12 protein-coding genes and 2 tRNA genes are annotated in these 18,305 nt (G+C 47.9%); all 14 read left to right on the forward strand.

What is annotated here, in order from left to right; genetic code table 11:
* Positions 1-111: 111 nt before the first annotated feature.
* The 14 genes from SPSPH_RS04055 (at position 112) to SPSPH_RS04120 (ending at position 18,010) form a co-directional block, all read left to right on the forward strand.
* The gene (locus SPSPH_RS04055) at positions 112-1,266 is read left to right on the forward strand and encodes an efflux RND transporter periplasmic adaptor subunit (RefSeq protein WP_083945392.1); all 1,155 of its coding nucleotides are present in this window, start codon (positions 112-114) and stop codon (positions 1,264-1,266) included.
* Between the two features lie 17 nt (positions 1,267-1,283).
* Positions 1,284-4,424, forward strand: coding sequence for an efflux RND transporter permease subunit (locus tag SPSPH_RS04060; protein WP_075753465.1), 3,141 nt, complete (start codon positions 1,284-1,286; stop codon positions 4,422-4,424).
* A gap of 619 nt (positions 4,425-5,043) precedes the next feature.
* Entirely contained in the window at positions 5,044-6,432 is a 1,389-nt protein-coding gene (ltrA, locus tag SPSPH_RS04065) for a group II intron reverse transcriptase/maturase (RefSeq protein ID WP_075752891.1), read from the forward strand.
* Positions 6,433-6,602: 170 nt separating this feature from the next.
* Positions 6,603-7,205 (forward strand): hypothetical protein, encoded by a 603-nt coding sequence (locus SPSPH_RS04070; RefSeq protein WP_075753469.1) that lies wholly within the window; start codon positions 6,603-6,605, stop codon positions 7,203-7,205.
* Positions 7,206-7,378: 173 nt separating this feature from the next.
* On the forward strand, positions 7,379-8,680 hold the full coding sequence (locus SPSPH_RS04075; protein WP_075753471.1) for an ankyrin repeat domain-containing protein: 1,302 nt from the start codon (positions 7,379-7,381) through the stop codon (positions 8,678-8,680).
* Between the two features lie 254 nt (positions 8,681-8,934).
* Positions 8,935-10,866 carry an anaerobic carbon-monoxide dehydrogenase catalytic subunit gene (cooS, locus tag SPSPH_RS04080; protein ID WP_075753473.1) on the forward strand — a complete coding sequence of 644 codons (1,932 nt, stop codon included), beginning with the start codon at positions 8,935-8,937 and terminating at the stop codon, positions 10,864-10,866.
* Between the two features lie 61 nt (positions 10,867-10,927).
* Positions 10,928-11,932, forward strand: a complete 1,005-nt coding sequence (locus SPSPH_RS04085; protein ID WP_075753475.1) for an ABC transporter substrate-binding protein — start codon at positions 10,928-10,930, stop codon at positions 11,930-11,932.
* A 7-nt stretch (positions 11,933-11,939) separates the two neighbouring features.
* The gene (locus SPSPH_RS04090) at positions 11,940-12,701 is read left to right on the forward strand and encodes an ABC transporter permease (protein ID WP_075753477.1); all 762 of its coding nucleotides are present in this window, start codon (positions 11,940-11,942) and stop codon (positions 12,699-12,701) included.
* Positions 12,702-12,717: 16 nt separating this feature from the next.
* On the forward strand, positions 12,718-13,494 hold the full coding sequence (locus SPSPH_RS04095) for an ABC transporter ATP-binding protein (RefSeq protein ID WP_075753479.1): 777 nt from the start codon (positions 12,718-12,720) through the stop codon (positions 13,492-13,494).
* Positions 13,495-13,520: 26 nt separating this feature from the next.
* Positions 13,521-14,345 (forward strand): ATP-dependent sacrificial sulfur transferase LarE, encoded by an 825-nt coding sequence (gene larE / locus SPSPH_RS04100; protein ID WP_075753481.1) that lies wholly within the window; start codon positions 13,521-13,523, stop codon positions 14,343-14,345.
* A 460-nt stretch (positions 14,346-14,805) separates the two neighbouring features.
* Positions 14,806-14,881, forward strand: a tRNA-Gln gene (locus SPSPH_RS04105).
* A gap of 6 nt (positions 14,882-14,887) precedes the next feature.
* Positions 14,888-14,963: transfer RNA gene (locus SPSPH_RS04110), tRNA-Lys, on the forward strand.
* A gap of 646 nt (positions 14,964-15,609) precedes the next feature.
* Positions 15,610-16,908 (forward strand): group II intron reverse transcriptase/maturase, encoded by a 1,299-nt coding sequence (gene ltrA, locus SPSPH_RS04115; RefSeq protein WP_075753482.1) that lies wholly within the window; start codon positions 15,610-15,612, stop codon positions 16,906-16,908.
* Positions 16,909-17,446: 538 nt separating this feature from the next.
* Entirely contained in the window at positions 17,447-18,010 is a 564-nt protein-coding gene (locus SPSPH_RS04120; protein WP_331250318.1) for a lytic transglycosylase domain-containing protein, read from the forward strand.
* Positions 18,011-18,305 lie beyond the last annotated feature (295 nt).

The raw sequence follows: 18,305 nt of genomic DNA on the forward strand, positions 1-18,305 counted from the left end.
GAGAATTGATTTAATTTTTAGCCGATTCAATTTAAGCTAAGCAAACATGCTTGAGATAAATTGGCGGAACAGCAAGCAATATTGCAATATTTTTGGAGGAGGCTGTAAGCATTGTTTTTAGCAAAAATAATGAAGAACTATTATGCGGGACTGAGTGTTATGGCGATTATCCTGCTCATTGCAGGGTGTGGCGGTAAGCAGACGGCGGTACCGCAAAAGGGAGCAGTGCCGGTTAAGGCTGTTAAGGTTATCCAGCAGGACATAACGCGGGCGAATGAATATGCAGGCCAGATACAAGGAAAAAATGAGGTGCGGGTACAGGCCCGTGTATCAGGCAATATTGTGGAAAAGATGGTTTCCGGCGGCGATATCGTAAAACGGGGGCAGCCGTTATTCCGTATTGATCCTATTCAATATGAAAGTACGCTTCTTTCCGCTGAAGCACAGTTGGCGCAAGCCGTGGCTAACTGGGAAAATTCGCGGACCGATACGGAACGCTATCAAAGCCTGCTGAATGCCAGCGCGATTCCAGAGCAGCGGCTGACCACGCAGAAAGCGACCGAACGTCAGAATGAGGCGCTGGTGGCTTCCTATCGCGCATTAGTCAGAAAGGCGCAGGATGATTTAAACAGTACATTGGTTGTTTCGCCGGTGGACGGACGTCTTGATGTAAATGACGTCAGTGTTGGAACCTATGCTCAGGCAGGGAGTACCACACTAGTGTCGGTGGGTGCTCTTGATTCGGTATTTGTGCAATTTAACATTAGTGAGAATGAATACCTTGACCTGCGTCAGGCTTCACAACAAAATCTTGCCGGCTGGGGCGAGGATGTGATGATTACCTTAAGCAACGGAAGCGTATATCCGCTCAGAGGCAAAGTTACACAGGTCGATAGAGGACTGGCCAATAATAGCGGCACTCTGACGGTAAAAGCGTCTATTGCCAATCCGGACGGAATTCTGATCCCCGGAATGTTTACCAGAGTTAAAATTGACGGCGCGCTGATTAAGGATGCGGTTTTGGTCCCACAGCGGGCTGTACAGCAGGTTTTGGATAAATCGCTGGTTATGGTGGTCAATGCGGAAAACCAGGCCGAGGTACGGTCTGTGATTCTCGGAGAAAAAGTAGGCAGCTTTTGGCTGATTAAAGAAGGCTTAACCAACAACGACGTAGTGATTGTAGAAGGACTGACGAAAGCACAGGAAGGAGCAGCGCTTGCTGTGACTGTTGTTGCTCCGGAAGAATTGGGGTTGTCGTTTAACTGACAGGAGGCTGATTCATTGTGGCTAAATTTTTCATAGACCATCCGGTTTTTGCCATTGTTCTCTCCATTATGATTGTATTAGCGGGGACAATTGCCGGATTGCAGCTTCCCATCGCCCAGTATCCGCAGATCCAGCCGCCGACGGTATCTGTATCGGCGGCCTATATCGGAGCGAATGCTGAAGTTGTCAATCAAACGGTAGCCCAGGTAATCGAGGAACAAGTGAATGGTGTACAGGGCATGAACTATATGAGTTCAAATGCCGATGATTCAGGTGCTTATAGTCTGGAGGTCGTCTTTGATTTGGGGGTGGACGGTGATATTGCCGCTGTTAAGGTGCAAAACAGTGTGGCGCAGGCCAATGCGACTTTGCCGTCTGAGGTAACCGCATATGGTATCACAACCAAGAAAGCTTCCTCAGATATGGCGATGCTACTCAGCTTTTATTCGCCCAAGGGCACCTATGACAGTATGTTTTTAACCAATTATGTAAAAGTGTATCTGCTGGATATGCTTAAACGGGTGAACGGTGTGGGAGATGTTACCGTTTTTGGGACGGAATTCTCCCGGCGGATATGGATTAATCCCGACCGTCTGGCGGAATTGGGATTAACGGTGGCTGACGTGGCTGCCGCTATTAAAGAGCAGAATGTGCAGGCGCCGGCCGGAACGATCGGCGGCATGCCGGTGCCGGACAGGCAGGAGTTTCAGTATACCGGCAAGGTGCAGGGCCGGTTGTCCAGTATTGCCGATTTTGAGAATATCATTGTAAAGGCGCAGCCTAATGGTTCCTTTATTTATCTTAAAGATATTGCCCGGGTTGAAAATGGCGGCAAGGAAATGAATTACAGCAGTAAGCAGGACGGGAAAAATGCGGTTGCCATCGGCATTCAGCTGACCAATGACGCCAATGCAATGAATACCATTGCGGGCGTGAAAAAAGCGGTGGCTGCTGCTGCGGAATCTTTTCCGCCCGATATGCACTATACCAATGTTTTCGATAATACGGACTATATTTCAGCGTCGATAACGGAAGTAATCAAAACGTTTACCGAAGCGCTGGTCCTGGTCATGATCATTGTATTTATTTTTCTGCAAAGCTGGCGGGCGACGCTGATTCCACTGCTGGCGGTTCCGGTATCGCTGATCGGGACCTTCGGCGCTTTTATTATGCTTGGCTTTTCCATTAATACGCTGACGCTGTTTGCCATGGTGCTGGCGATCGGCCTGGTGGTCGACGATGCGATTGTTGTTATTGAAGCAGTTGAGCACCATATCCGCCACAGCAAAATGACGCCGGTGGAAGCCACGAGAAAAGCGATGGAGGAGGTATCGGGGCCGGTCATTGCCATTGCCTTTGTGCTTGCGGCTGTATTTATTCCGGTTGCCTTTATCGGCGGTATGGTCGGCGTTCTTTACCGTCAGTTCGCCCTGACGATTGCCGTGTCAATGGCGCTGTCGGCCGTTGTCGCCTTATCCCTGACTCCGGCTTTGTGTGCTATGCTGTTGAAGCCCCATGAAGAACAGACGCAAGGCGGTTTGCTGAACAAATTTTTTACCCGGTTTAACGACTGGTTTGACCGGACGACAAACGCTTACAGTGAAACGGTGAAATTGTTAATCAAAAAGGCAAAGTATTGTTGTATTTTTTTGATGGTAATCCTGGTGGGAACGGCGTATCTGTATAAGATCGTGCCGACAACCTTTATCCCGGATGAAGACCAGGGCTATTTTGCGATTTCCGTCAACTTGCCGGAAGGTGCAAGCTTGAACCGGACGCAGGAAGTCATTGACCGGCTATTGGCGGAAACCGGCCAACAGCCGGGAATCAATCTGATGATGGGAATTGGCGGTTTTGATATTCTGTCTAATGCGGCTAAGTCCAACGCTGCTACAATCTTTGCAAGTCTTGATCCGTGGGATAAACGGAAAGATCCGGCCACGCAGATTGATGCCCTGATTGGTGACGTTATGCAAAAATCAGGGCAGTATCCTGAAGCTTCTGTTATGGCTTTTAACATACCTGCATTGCCGGGGCTGGGTATGGTCGGCGGATTTACCATGGTGCTTCAGGATCTGACCGGACACAGCAAAGAAGAATTGGATGATATTACGAAAAAGTTTGTGCAGGCTGCCAATCAGCAGCCGGAAGTGACTGCGGTATACTCCACCTACAAAAGCGATTCTCCCGGATACGAATTTGAAATTGACCGGAAAAAAGTAAAAAATCTGGGGATTGCCTTAGACGATGTTTTTACGGCTTTACAGGTAAACTTTGGCGGTTATCAGGTAAACGACTTCAACATGTTTGGACGGACCTACAAAGTTGTTATGCAGGCTGACCGGGTATTTCGCGGTGATGCGGATATGACCCGATTTATCTATGTACGTTCCTCAAACGGATCGATGGTTCCGCTGGATACATTGCTAAAACCTAAGCTGACGACGGGAACATCAAATATATCGCGCTTTAACGGCGCCCGCAGCATTCAAGTTAACGGCTCGGTGGCGGAAGGCTACAGCTCCGGGCAGGCCATTGCGGCCATGGAAAGACTGGCTAAGGAAATACTGCCGTCCGGCTACAACGTTGAGTGGTCAGGACAAAGCCGGGAAGAAAAGAAGGCCGGCAGCACAACCATGCAGATTCTGGCGCTGGCGTTGATCTTTGTCTTTTTGTGCCTGGCGGCGCTGTATGAGAGCTGGAGTGTTCCGTATGCCGTCATGCTTTCGGTGCCAACCGGTATTTTTGGAGCGTTATTATCCCAGTATGTGATGAATCTGCAAAACAGTGTTTATATGCAGATCGGGGTAATCATGCTGATCGGTTTAGCCGCTAAAAATGCAATTCTCATTGTTGAGTTTGCCAAAGTCAGGGTGGATAAAGGAATGGATCCGGTCGCCGCTGCTGTTGAAGCTGCCGCTTTACGTCTCCGGCCGATACTAATGACTTCATTTGCCTTTATTATCGGCTGCCTGCCACTGGCTGTTGCCAGCGGAGCCGGAGCGGGGGCCAGACAGGCGATGGGAACTGCGGTAGTCGGCGGCATGACGGTTGCCACCGCTCTCGGTATTTTCCTTATTCCCGTATTGTTTGTGGTTGTGGAATGGATTGTGGCGAAACTGGGCTGGAAGAAAGGAAAGATTCACTCAGCACAATAAAATCCAAAACGCCGATCAGATTCTGGTTCTTGCCCAAGGGAAAATTGCCGAACAGGGCACTCATCAAGAATTGCTGCAGCAGCGTGGCAAGTATTACGCCATGTGGCAGGCTCAGCTTGAAGCATCAGTGTGAAATAGCTGAGTAAACCTCCGAAGCTTGAAAATGAGCTTCGGAGGTTTGTGTTAGTTTGCCTCGAATGGGTGATAACTTGGTGGTGAAAGTCCACTACAGGCTTGGCAGTAGGAACTGTTAGCAGAGGGCAAGGGTGTCCGCCGTGAGGCGGAATCTGAAGTAAGCCTAATGCAAACCCTTGGTCTGACGAATAGAAACTACATATAAGGCATATGCAGGGAGGACGAGTTTGCTAACTAAAACAAAGTCCAATACTGCCCGAACCCTGTGGTGTAAATGTAGCAGATATATGAGGGGAAGGTTATCGCTCTTAACGGGGGAGGTCTCGCAAGGCTCCGAAAGACATAGGCAACCCCATGACACCCGGAGAACCCATGCAGTGATGTATGGCTAAATTGCAAGAAGTCAGCAGAGGTCATAGTACCGGATTTTTTTTCCGGGAAGGACCGAACAATAGTAGTCTTTGAACGAGAGGACGGTGAAGCAATGCAAAGAGAGCAGAAAACGACGAAAGTCGGCTACCGGTGTGAGGGTATGTTGGAAACAGAGAGTAATAGCGGAGCGCGGAGCATTGTTACGCCTGAAACCGCAGAGAAAGACGGTGCAAGTCGTTTGCTCGAAGCCATATTACACAGGGACAACCTCAATGCAGCCTACCTACGAGTAAAGCGAAACGGCGGCGCTCCGGGAGTTGACGGAATGGCAGTAGAAGAAATGCTGCCCTATCTAAAGGACCATAAAGAGGAACTGTTGGCAAGTATTCGTGCCGGATGGTACAACCCCAAACCGGTCAGACGAGTAGAAATACCAAAGCCAGACGGGGGAAAGAGAAACCTTGGAGTACCAACGGTCATAGACCGTATGGTACAACAAGCCGTAGTACAGGTAATGCAACCCATGTTTGAGCCCCATTTCTCCGAAAACAGCTACGGTTTCCGACCGGGGCGCAGCGCCCATCAAGCCATGAAGAAGGCCGAAGAATATTATAAGCAGGGTTATATCAGAGTCGTAGACATAGACCTCGCTAAATATTTTGATACAGTCAATCATGACATTCTCATAGATAGGATAAGAGAAGTAATTAAGGATGAGCACGTCATCAAGCTGATACGTAAGTTCTTAAAGAGCGGCGTTATGGCAAACGGCTTAGTCAGTCCGACAACGGAGGGAACGCCACAAGGAGGCAACCTTTCACCACTTCTCAGCAACATATACCTTACGGCTTTCGACCGAATGCTGGAAAGCAGAGGTCATAAGTTTGTAAGGTATGCGGACGACTGCAATATTTACGTCAAAAGTCAAAGAGCGGCCGAGCGGGTAATGACCAGCAGCACGAAATATCTTGAGAACAAATTAAAACTTAAGGTAAACCAGGAAAAGAGCAAGGCGGGGAGCCCATTAAAACTTAAATTCCTAGGTTTTTCCCTATTTAAGACAGGGAAAAGAATGGGTATACGGCCACATGCCAAGTCGATGGAGAAATTCAAGAACAAAATCAGGCAATTAACAAGCAGAAAGCAAGCCAAGCCTATCCCGGCAATTCTAAACAATATCAGGAAATATACAACCGGATGGTTAGGCTATTATGCAATAGCTGAAATGAGTTCCAAGATAAAATCTCTTAACGAATGGATACGCCGAAGAATAAGGCAAATCTTTTGGAAACAGTGGAAGAAACCCTCCGCAAAATTTAAGAACCTCATGCTCCACGGTATACCAAAGCAGAAGGCTAGAGAATGGTCTTATTCCCGACTAGGATATTGGCGTATTGCAGGTAGCTGGATTTTATGCAGGTCATTAACGAACGAATACCTCGCATCCATCGGCTATGATGATATAGCCAAAAGATACGAGGTATTGCACTTAAGCTATTGAACCGCCGTATACGGATCCGTACGTACGGTGGTGTGAGAAGTCGGCTACTCAACTAATGCGTAGCCTCTTACTCGATTACGGAGCGGAGTAGGATATTGGCAGTACTACTTAATTTTCTCAGTAAATTGTCGATATAATAAGTAGTAAGAAGTACGGATGGAGTGGGAAATATGGCTATCGATCAAGCCGGCTTAAACAGTTTGCTGGCTACCTTTATGCCAAAAAATAATATGGCGGCTTTACAGGAGCAGCGTGCGAATCTTCTCCAGAAACTGCAGCAGAGCGATACCGGTAACAAAGATGGTGACCGGCAGCAGCCGGGAAATATAAAACAACAGCTCCGAGAATTGGTTGCCGTCGATCAAGAGATTGCCCAGAAACTGTATGATGAAATATCTAAAAAGCTGGAGGAGAAAAGACTGGAGCGGGAGGCTGCTATTGCTAAAAAGGAGCGGGCCAGGGAACGGGCGCTGGCCAAGCATGAGCGTCTGTTAGTAAATAGAAGCCTGAGTAAGCTCTTGTCTGCTGCCGGTAAGGCCGGTCATCCGGGACAAGCTTGTATCGGTGCCTTTAGTGGCGGCAGCCAGGAGGATAAAACCTATATTTCTGAGGTTGACCGTGACCTCCGGGAATCGGTGCAATACGGGATTGCTGCGGCGGAAGTGGCTGTGCGCCGAAAAAATGCGGAAGCCAAAGCACAAATTGAGGAAAACGCCGAAAGGAAACAGGCAGCTCACAAGAAAAAGAGTAAGCGTGTCAATATAATGGTTTGAAGAAGCGCTGCTGCTGCTCTTCTTCTCCTGGTTTTGATAAAGTAGCTCTCTCCTTTCTATTAACAAATCATTAAGTTTTTCCTCATTAATTAGCTAATAAAAGGGAAAATGACCTTTTTCGACGAATATAGTACTGGTGTTAGTTAATTTTACCTACGGAGTGTTATTAGATTATGTGGGCAAACTTCACAGCTAAAATAAAAGCATTCATAGGACAACTAAAAACGATAAAGCCGCCGGCAGTTGCAAAACCTGATTTCTCCGGAGCTTATGCAAGCGCTAAGACAACACTGGATGGGGTGGCTAAGCGAATTGAGCCTAAGCACCTTGTGTATTTTGCCTTAATTCTTTTGCCTGCTATTGTTGGGTTAGGGGCCTATTATGGCATTGTAGACAGCCAGGTCAAGCTGGAAGCTGCTCAATTGCCGGAAAACCGCCTTGCCCGTATGAGCATAAGTTTTACTGCCGATAATTTTGTCAAGTATGCCGGCAGAGGCAATAAAGAGGTTACGGCTTTGTTTATTGAGGCCGGTATGTCTCCCGACGCTTACCGGAAAAATGACGGATTTACACCATTGCACGCAGCGGCGGCTTATGGCCAGACCGCGGTGGTGCGGCAATTGCTGGATAAAGGCGCGGATATAAATGTGCGTGACAAGGATGGCCAGACCGCGCTGATGAAAGCAGTTTGGAACAGTCATGCCAAAGTGGTAACTGCTCTGCTGCAAAATGGCGCTAATGTCACTGTCAATGACAGTAACGGCGATAATGTTGTCAATATGGCCAGGGCCAGGAATGACCGCCGCGTGCTTACTGCGCTGGTAGCTGCCGGTATTACTGAACTCAAAGACGCCTTAGAGAAGGTGGACTCGGTTCCCAAAGCAAATGAAAAAATGCCTGGTGACAATGAAACCAAGCAGCAGGTCGTCAGAACAATTCCGAAACATACTCAACCTCCTGCTTTTAACAGGCCGTCTGCCACCGTCAGCCAGCCGGCAGGTCAATTCACATTAGCTACCGGTTATGCCGGAGCCATTGGTGTGGGGACATCGGTTGACCATCTCTACCAGCAGTTTGGCAAGCAGGCCGTCAGTGCGGGAGAAGAGTTTTTTGCCGGACGGGCTTATCCGGTATTAAGGGCCTATGACGGGCAGGAAAAAGTACCGGCACTAACCGTTTATTTTGCTCTTAACAAACAAACCGAGGATAAAGTTATCACAGCCATTCGTGTTTTTGATGATCGTTACAAGACCACTCAGGGTATCGGGGTAGGAACCACCTTGGGAGAATTGCGGCAAACCGGCACCCTCGGCTCGATCCAGTATACCGATACATTGTACGCCATTGCGCGGGATAGCAAGATTCGCTATGAACTTGATTTCAGTACCGACAATATGCCCGTTGCCTGGCTAAACGGCGGCGACACTAATACGCTGCCTGACAATATGAAAATCAAGAGCATTTTTATATTTTAACGATAATTACTTGTTGACAATAGACGAACTGCTATGCTATTCTCGTTTTATACTACTATATAGATTATATATACCTCAGCTGATTAGACAGACTAAAGGCTTGGGAATTGCCCTAATACGGGTGATTCTTTGGCCTTTTATTTTTTTGCCTGAAATGCCCGCACCGTTTCTAAGCCTGAGACTAACCTTCCGATGGGGCGAAGCTCCCACCTGAAGCTAACCGTCTGCTTTATCACACCTTATAGGAGGCAACCATGAACTTTGAAGCCATTAATGAGCACCGGAAAACCTTTCCGTCTAAAGAGCAAGTGATTAAACAAACACCTGACCCCGGTGTCAGACAGATGCTTACCCACCTGGATAAAGCCGGGATAGCTACTGCCTTTGACCGCTTTGATGCGCAAAAACCACATTGTGCTTTCGGATTGGCTGGAACCTGCTGCCGGATTTGTAATATGGGGCCATGTAAGATTACTGAGAAAAGCCCTAAAGGCGTCTGTGGCGCCGACGCCCATGTCATCGTTGCCCGTAATATTCTTCGCTGGGTGGCCGCCGGGGTAGCTTCTCATGGTTCCCGGGGGCGGGAAGTACTGCTGACTCTTAAAAAGGCGGCCAGCGGCGAATTGCCCTTACCGCTCTTAGGACAGGAAAAAATTGTGGCCACCGCTAAAGCCTTTGGCATTTATCGGGAAGATAAAACGGTGGCGCAATTGGCTGAGCAGCTTGCCGACCTGCTGCTGGAAGATATGTCCCGTGCCGTGCCGGCCACACACCGGACAATTGCTGCCATGGCACCTCCCGAACGGGTGGAAACCTGGTCTGAGCTTGATATTATCCCCCTGGGTTCCTATCACGAAGTCTTTGAAGCCCTGCACCGTACCGGAACAGGGACCGACGGCGACTGGGAAAATCTCATGAAACAGCTCTTGCGCTGCGGCTTGGCATTCTCCTGGAACAGTGTACTGGGATCGTCGATTGCTGCCGACTGTCTGTATGGGCCGCCCAAACGCAGTTATATCGAAACTAATTTTGCTTCTATTAAAGCAGAATATGTCAATATTGCGCTGCATGGACATTCACCGGTTATGCCTTCGGCGTTAGTACAGGCCAGCAGGGAGCCGGAACTTATCGAGTTAGCCAAGGCGCAAGGAGCTGCAGGCATTCGTTTGTATGGTATTTGCTGTTCAGGCTTGTCTTCGTTATATCGCTATGGCGAGGTTCATCCCTTAAGCAACGCGCTGGGAGCTGAGTTGATTATGGGAACAGGGGCACTGGATGCCTGGGTAGCCGATTTGCAGGATATTTTCCCAGGCATTATGGATGTGGCCGCCTGCTTCCACACCAAGGTGATCACTACCAGTGATTCCTGCCGTCTGCCTGGTGCTATCCATATTGCTTTTGATCACCATCATGCCAATATGGAGCAGATACTGGACAAAGCCAAAGACATTGTCAAACTGGCAATAACCAATTATCCTGCACGGCAGCAAGGCAATGTATATATCCCGGAGGTTAGCCTGGAGGCCGAGGTTGGTTTCTCGGTGGAGAATATTACCCAGGCTTTTGGCAGCCTGGATGAACTGGCAGCCTTAATTAAAGCCGGCAAAATAAAGGGCATTGTTAACCTTGTCGGCTGCAATAACCCCAAGGTTGTTTATGAACAAGCCGTTGTCCAGGTAGCCGATACCTTGCTTGCCAATGATATTCTTGTTCTTACTAACGGTTGTGCCTCTTTCCCGCTCTTAAAACTTGGCTATTGTACGCAAAAAGCGCTGACGAAGGCAGGTCCCGGCCTTAAGGAAGTGCTGGGAGCCAGAAAGCTGCCGCCGGTGTGGCATATGGGAGAATGTCTGGATAATGCACGGGCATCCGGCCTATTCCGGGCATTGGCCGATAAATGCGGTCAGCCTTTGACACAGATGCCGTTTGCCTTTGCCAGTCCTGAATGGTCAAATGAAAAAGGTGTCGGCGCGGCGCTGAGCTTTAGGCTGATGGGTCTTAATTCCTATCACTGTATTCCGGCACCTGTACTGGGTTCTGATAAAGTGGCCGGCTTCTTTGCTCATGGCACCCAGGAACTGCTGGGTTCTGTCATGGTGGTTGTACCTGAGCCGACGGCCTTAGGCCAGAGAATTTCCGCAGATTTTGAGCAAAGAAGAAATCATGCAGCTTGGAACAGCAAGTAATAGAGAGGCTCCGCTTATAACGATGGGAGTTATCGAATCAAAATAGAGCAGGAGGTAGAGTATGAATCGAAGAGAGTTTATTAAGAAAAGTGTATTTATGACAGTGGGCCTTGTCGGCGGATTAACCCTGGCCGGATGTGGCAGCACCACCGAAACAGGCAGAGCCTCCAATCAAGGCAAGAATAAACCGACAATAAAAATTGGCTATTTGCCCATCACCGACCATCTCACCATGATTGCCCATGGGCAGATGGAGTTCCGGCAATTTACGCTTGAACCTGTTAAATTTTCCGGTTGGGCAGAATTAGCCGAGGCGCTTAAGGGCAATGCCATTCAAGGAGCGTTTGCACTGACGCCGATCGGTATGAGCTTAAAACAAAAAGGCGTGCCGGTTAAGGCTGTATTTTTAGGGCATCGCAACGGCTCGGTGCTGACGGCTAAAAATATTCCGGAGCTTAACAAAATTGAAGATTTGCGCGGCAAGACTATTGCGATTCCCAGCCGGTTTTCCACCCATAATGTACTTATCCACAAAGTGCTGACCGAAAAAGGCATTAATCCTAATTCTGAAGTAAAGTTTATAGATATGTCGCCGCCGGAGATGGTTAATGCACTCTCAACAGGCAAAATAGATGCGTTCATTGTAGCTGAACCATTTGGCGGGCAGGCTGAGATGCAAAAGGTAGGCAAAGTACTGGTCTTAAGCAAAGATATCTGGCATGATCATATCTGCTGCGTGCTTAATATGCAGGAAGAAGTAGTACAAAAGCAGCCAGAGGCTGTTGAGGAACTGGTGGGAGGCTTGGCTAAAGCGGCTGCCTTTATTGACAACAATCCGCAAGAAGCAGCGAAATTGTCACTTAAATATCTGGGACAAAAGCAGGAAGTCGTGGAACATGTACTGACAAATCCTAAAGGCAGGATCACTTTCAATAATCTTGTGCCTGATATCAGGGATTTTGCCGCAACAGAGGAGTATCTCCTCCAATTTGGGATCACTAAAGATAAAATAGACCTGGCTCAATATATCGACGACCGGTTTGCTAAAAAAGCCTTTGGGGTGTAAGCCGGTTATGCAGAAAAAACAGTTAACAACTAAGATTATTTTACCCTGGCTGGCGATTATCGCCTTTCTGGGAGTGTGGCAGGCGGCAGCCGGGTTTTATACTCCCGAGCAGCTGCCGGGGCCGTCTGCGGTGCTTGCAGGCTTAGGAGAATTGGCGGAAACCGGTTTGTTATGGGAGCACATTGAAGTAAGCCTTGTCCGTTTTGCCATCTCCTACAGCCTGGCGCTCATTGCCGCTGTTCCCTTAGGGCTGGTCCTGGGATGGCATACCTATTCGCTGGCGGCAGTGGGACCGCTGCTCCAGATATTGCGGCCCATTTCGCCGATTGCCTGGTTTCCGCTGGCGGTGCTGTGGTTTGGTGTGGGGAATGCTCCGGCGATATTTATCATTTTCCTGTCGGCCTTTTTCCCGATATTGTTATCCACAATTAGTGCTGTTAGAAAAATCGATCCCGTTTACTTGAAAGTTGCGCAAAACTTTGGTGTAGGCAAAGGTATGCTGTTTGCTAAAATCGTTATTCCGGCCGCCTTTCCGTACATTATGATTGGTCTTAATCTTGCAATAGGCATAGCCTGGATTCATTTGGTGGCCGGCGAAATGCTGGGAGCGCAATCCGGTCTTGGTTATTTAATTGTAGATTCCCGCAACTTCTTGCGGACAGACTGGATTATGGGCGGCATGCTGGTTGTCGGCCTGCTGGGGCTTGCCGTAAACACGGTGATGGACTGGGCGGAAAAAGGAATTAACCGTAAATGGGGAATGGGTTAAACTATGAGGTGGTAATTTGGCAAAAATAGAGATAAACAATATATACAAAAGTTTTCCGGGAGTTAAGGGCAAACAGCTTGATGTTCTTGTGGATATCAATCTACAGATTGAGTCTGGCGAGTTTCTGTGCCTGCTCGGCCCAAGCGGCTGCGGCAAGACAACACTGATGAATTTGATGGCCGGATTTGAACAGCCGACAGGCGGAACACTAACCATTGACGGATTGCCTGTCACCCGCCCAAATCCCAAACATATCACCATATTTCAGGACTATGGCCTGTTTCCCTGGCGGAATGTATTGGGTAATGTTATCTTTGGTCTTGAGGCCAAGGGGATAAAGGGCGCAGCCGCCCGGGAAAGGGCGGAAGCGTACTTGGAACTGGTGGGCTTGACCGAATTTGCCGGAAGTTTTCCCAGACAGCTTTCGGGCGGGATGAAGCAGCGCGTAGCTATTGCCAGAGCGTTGGCAGTCGAACCTGACATTCTGTTTATGGATGAGCCTTTTGCTGCCTTAGATGCGTTTACCCGCTACCGGCTGCAGGATGAAGTACTAAGAATTTGGCAGGAAAAGCAGCCGACGATTATATTTGTTACCCATGATATTGACGAGGCGGTGTATTTGGCGCAGCGGGTTGCTATTATGTCACCTAACCCCGGACGGATCAAACAGATGATTGATATACAGTTGCCAAGACCCTGTGATCGGGGGGATGCCGGTCTGATCACTTACCGGCAGAAAGTTTTTCAGGAATTCGAACTGGTCCAGGACATCAATCAGGATTATATTATTTAAGACATCAAGATGCAGGAGGAGCTAGCATGCAAATCACTGAGAAATTAGAAAAGCTGACACAATTACTGAGGGAAATGGGAGCAGTAGCAGTGGCTTTCTCCGGAGGGGTTGACAGCAGTTTTTTGGCGGCAGCGGCCCAGCGGGCGTTGGGTGATCAGGCTGTCGCTGTCACTGCCTATTCAGAAACGCTGCCTGAGTCGGAACGGCAGGAGGCTATTGCCATTGCGCAAAAAATTGGTATCAGGCATGTCCTTTTACACATCAGCGAACTTGCCAGCGAAGAGTTTGTCGCCAATACGCCGGATCGCTGCTACTTCTGCAAAAAAGAACGTTTTGACGCGCTAAGACAATGGGCAGATGCTGAGCAGATAGCTTGGGTACTGGAAGGCTCGAATGCGGATGATAAGTCGGATTACCGTCCGGGTATGAGGGCTATTGACGAGTTGACAGGAGTTCGCAGCCCCTTGCTGGAAGCCGGACTGACTAAGGCGGAAATACGCACTCTATCTAAGGAGTGGGGTGTGCCTACCTGGAACAAGCCCAGTGCAGCCTGTCTGTCTTCGCGGGTAGCTTACGGCTTGCCGGTTACAGCCGGGAGGCTGAAGCAAATTGAGCTTGCCGAGGGGTTTATTAAGCAATTTTGCCAGGGTCAGATCAGGGTTAGACACCATGATAATCTGGCCCGTATTGAGGTAGCTCAGGCAGATATCCCGGTATTGGCTCAAGCAGATACAGCAGATCTGATTACTAAAGAGCTCCGGAAATTAGGGTTTACTTATGTTACACTGGATTTGGCCGGATATCGTACCGGTAGTATGAATGCTGTTTTAGATATTAATGGCAACCTGTAAAAGCCAGGGGCAAACAAGTAACAAGCACGGGATTTCCTGCAGCGGAAATTCCGTGCTTGTTGCATAATTATTCCTGTTGGCAACTGTTTTAGGTAAAGGTTTTGTTCCCGCAAGCCTGCTTGCTGATTCCAGGAATGAATTTATTTTACATGGTTTGCAGGAATATAAAAACTTTTATGGAAATAAGAGGTAATAAATAAAGAGAGGGGTGTCACTACGAATAATCAAACGCAGCCGTTATTAGTTGCTTTTACGTGTGAAACATGCGGAAGAATACTGGCTTGGGCATTACCTGAAGCGACAGTTCGCTGTAAGCACTGCGGGAAGTGGATTGTAAACTCTAATGTAAAAGCGGTAGATAAGGAAATTCCAGCATACCATACGGTATAGAATAAATTTGACAAAATAATAGAAAATATATATAATAGTTTTTGTGACAAAAAACATGAACTAAAGTTTTTGGGGCGTCGCCAAGTTGGTAAGGCACGGGACTCTGACTCCCGCATTCCTAGGTTCGAGTCCTAGCGCCCCAGCCATAACATGACTCACTAGCTCAACTGGCAGAGCAACTGACTCTTAATCAGTAGGTTGTAGGTTCGATTCCTACGTGGGTCACCAATGAATTCAAGGCTTCCGAGGATTCGGAAGTCTTTTGTTTATAGTAACTGCGCCAAACCACAGGGGAAATGTAAGCAGACGTGTTTGGCCTGTTTTGGTTTTATTGGCGGCAGGTATGGCAATGGGTATAGTCTTGGTACGCGAGAAGCAAAATGAGCGTCCCGTGCGCCAAGAAGCGCACGGAGTAAAGCGGGTGGAAATCCCGTCTGGGAAGGTCTAGCCAACCACCCAGTATCCAGCCTTGGGACTGAAGCGGTAACGCCAGGTCTAAGCGTAGGCAGGAAAGGTAGTAGGCCGAAAGCACAAGCTGAAGATGTAGAATCCCGAAATCATCAATGGTCAAGGTCGATGCATGGGACGAGCAGAAGACAACACCGCAGTTAGCGATACAGGCGAGCTAATCGCGGCAGCCCGGGATCGTAGGTCTTGGCATGCTACACACTGTTACTCCGTGTGAACTTGGGAGACCCTGCCGCTCTCAAAGGAGTATGGCGGACAAGTCGAAGATGAGGAAGCCAAATAAGCGACAGGGAGTCGGATTACGTCGTAGTACCGAAGAAGCCGGGTAATGCCAGCGGAGGGAAGGACGTAACATAGTAGTGGCCTTGGAAAAAGAAACAATGCTGCACTGGAGGCAGAGAACCCATTGGAAACAAAGCTGACAAGGATAGCTGAATTAGCCAAACAAAGACCGAGAGTCAAGTTGCAAACCCTTATCCATGCTATTGACGAGGAAAGCCTGAACGCGGCCCATAGTATTCTGTCAGCAGACAAGGCAGTAGGCGTTGATGGTGTAACCAAAGAAGAATACGGTGAAAAGCTACAGGAAAACATCAAGAATCTCCTGGAAAGAATGAAGCGGCAAGCGTACAAGCCGCAGCCAGTAAAGAGAGTCTACATCCCCAAAACGGATAAGAAGAAACGCCCACTAGGGATACCTGCCTATGAGGACAAACTGGTGCAGAAAGTACTTAATGAAGTCCTGACAGCCATCTACGAACCGGAATTTCTGGACTGCTCCTACGGTTTCAGACCAGAGAGAAATTGCCATGAAGCGCTGAAGGAAATCACCAAGATTCTCGAAAGCAAGAAGGTCAGCTATGTAGTGGATGCGGACATTAAAGGATTCTTTGACAACGTAGAACACGGGTGGATGGTGAAGTTTCTACAAGAACGAATCCAAGACCCGAATCTATTGAGACTGATAGTACGATTTCTTAAAGCAGGTGTCATGGAACAGGGGAAACTAGAAGAGGCGGACACCGGAACGCCGCAAGGGGGAATCATATCCCCAACCCTGGCGAACATATACCTGCACTATGTGCTCGACCTGTGGTTTATGGTAAAGATAAAGCGGGAATGCAGAGGCGAGGCCTATTTAATTCGGTACTGTGACGACTTTGTATGCTTCTTTCAATACCAAGAAGATGCCGAAGATTTCTACGGTAAGTTGATAGAACGATTGAGGAAATTCAACCTAGAAATAGCAGAGGAGAAAACAAAGACTATCGAATTCGGGCGCTTTGCTGAGGAAAGACGGAATAACCAAGGGGCCAGCAAACCGGAGACATTCGACTTTCTTGGGTTCACGCACTACTGTAGCAAGAGCAAGAAGGGAAAATTCCGCGTCAAAAGGAAAACCAGCCGGAAGAAATTGAGAGCAAAGCTAAAACATTTCGCTGGATGGCTCTATCAAAATATGCATACAGAGATAGGAAAATTGATTAAGCAGATAAACATCAAGCTGGTTGGTCACTTCCGCTACTATGGAGTAACCGACAACAGCAGCGCTATCAATACATTTGGATACTATATACGGCGTAAATTGTTTGAAGTACTTAATCGAAGAAGCCAAAAGAAGAGCTTGACCTGGGAAGGATTTGCAAAACTCAAAGATAGATTCCCGCTAGCTAAAGCGAGGATCTATGTAAATATCTATGGCTAAACGTAAGTAAATGCTGCTATGAAGAGCCGGATGCCTTAATAGGGCACGTCCGGTTCTGTGAGGGGGGCGTGCCGCGAGGCGCGCTTCTACTCGACCGCGCTTCTCCGAAGATATTTTAAAAGAAATCGTCGGCGAAATCCAAGATGAGTTTGACGAAGAGCGGCCTGTTGTTGAAATGCGGGCCGATAATGCCCGTTCGGTTGATGGACGCCTGCTGTTAGGGGAAATCAACGAAGTTTTGGGGCTGGATTATTAATATTCAAAGCATCACCTCCTGTTTTTTACAAACAGGAGGTGATGCTTTTTAATTAACATGAATTTGAACAAAATCTTTACATTTTTTTTACATGAATGAGTTATTTCTTAACGACATCTTTACAGCATTTAAGGGTAAAATAGTAGCGTTATTCAAACTTGTTGCTTTGAGATCCTGTAAACGATTGTTTGATGCGGGGGAGTTCGCTATTTGACAGTCTTTTCACAGATATGCTAGGAGCTTAGGGTTATTTAGAAATCTTAACAACGGAGTGATCCTATAGTGAATTATACCTGGATGAAAGTCCTGGTAGTCGGGGTGTTTCTTGTAGTCGGGGCAAGTTGTATATATACTAGCGATTGGTTTCAAAAAAAATATGCCTATCCTTTTCTCTATAATGAACTCGTATGTCAATATGCCGCAAAACATGAGCTGGACCCGTGGCTGGTAACCGGAGTCATCAAGGCAGAAAGTAAGTTTGTGTTAGAAGCCAAGTCGCCTGTAGGGGCAGTAGGCTTAATGCAGTTAATGCCTGAAACCGCACAGTGGATTGCCGTGCAGAGCGAAGATCCTGGTTTTCAGCTGCAGGATTTAGCATCGCCGGAAGTTAATATTCGGTTCGGTACGTGGTATCTGGCATCACTAAAGTATGAATTTAATGGGAATGAAGTGCTGATATTGGCTGCTTATAATGCTGGTAGAGGTAACGTAAAAGAATGGATGGAACAATATGGGTGGAATATGGAATTTCGTGATATAGAGCAAATTCCGTTTCCGGAAACCAGAGAGTTTATCCGTGAAGTGCTTTGGAATAAGAAGAGATATCAGGAATTATACAATCGATAAAACCCACGTCTCAGCTTAGTCACGGCAACTTATTCGTAAAATACAGGAAGCATAGCAGGCGGTAATCACTGGCCCGCCGGGAGTTGGAGTGGATGATAATGGCGTTGGTGCTGCGCGCTTTTGCTAATGGCTGCAACTGCCATGATGATTATCCTTAAAAAAATAAAAAGGCATTATTTAGATATGGCGGAACAGTTGTATTTGCCGCTGGAAGAGTTGCTACGCTTTCCTTTCACTTGCAGAAATAGATGGGTTAGAGTACCGTGTCCGCTGAAGGCACGGTACTTCTTATAAA

It is taken from the genome of Sporomusa sphaeroides DSM 2875 (assembly GCF_001941975.2).
GTDB classification, from domain to species: Bacteria; Bacillota; Negativicutes; order Sporomusales; family Sporomusaceae; genus Sporomusa; species Sporomusa sphaeroides.

Excerpts from the sequence above, each read along its gene's own strand:
- ltrA (WP_075752891.1), top strand. The coding sequence starts at position 5,044 with ATGCAAAGAGAGCAGAAAACGACGAAAGTCGGCTACCGGTGTGAGGGT.
- SPSPH_RS04070 (WP_075753469.1), top strand. The coding sequence starts at position 6,603 with ATGGCTATCGATCAAGCCGGCTTAAACAGTTTGCTGGCTACCTTTATG.
- SPSPH_RS04075 (WP_075753471.1), top strand. The coding sequence starts at position 7,379 with ATGTGGGCAAACTTCACAGCTAAAATAAAAGCATTCATAGGACAACTA.
- cooS (WP_075753473.1), top strand. The coding sequence starts at position 8,935 with ATGAACTTTGAAGCCATTAATGAGCACCGGAAAACCTTTCCGTCTAAA.
- SPSPH_RS04085 (WP_075753475.1), top strand. The coding sequence starts at position 10,928 with ATGAATCGAAGAGAGTTTATTAAGAAAAGTGTATTTATGACAGTGGGC.
- SPSPH_RS04090 (WP_075753477.1), top strand. The coding sequence starts at position 11,940 with ATGCAGAAAAAACAGTTAACAACTAAGATTATTTTACCCTGGCTGGCG.
- larE (WP_075753481.1), top strand. The coding sequence starts at position 13,521 with ATGCAAATCACTGAGAAATTAGAAAAGCTGACACAATTACTGAGGGAA.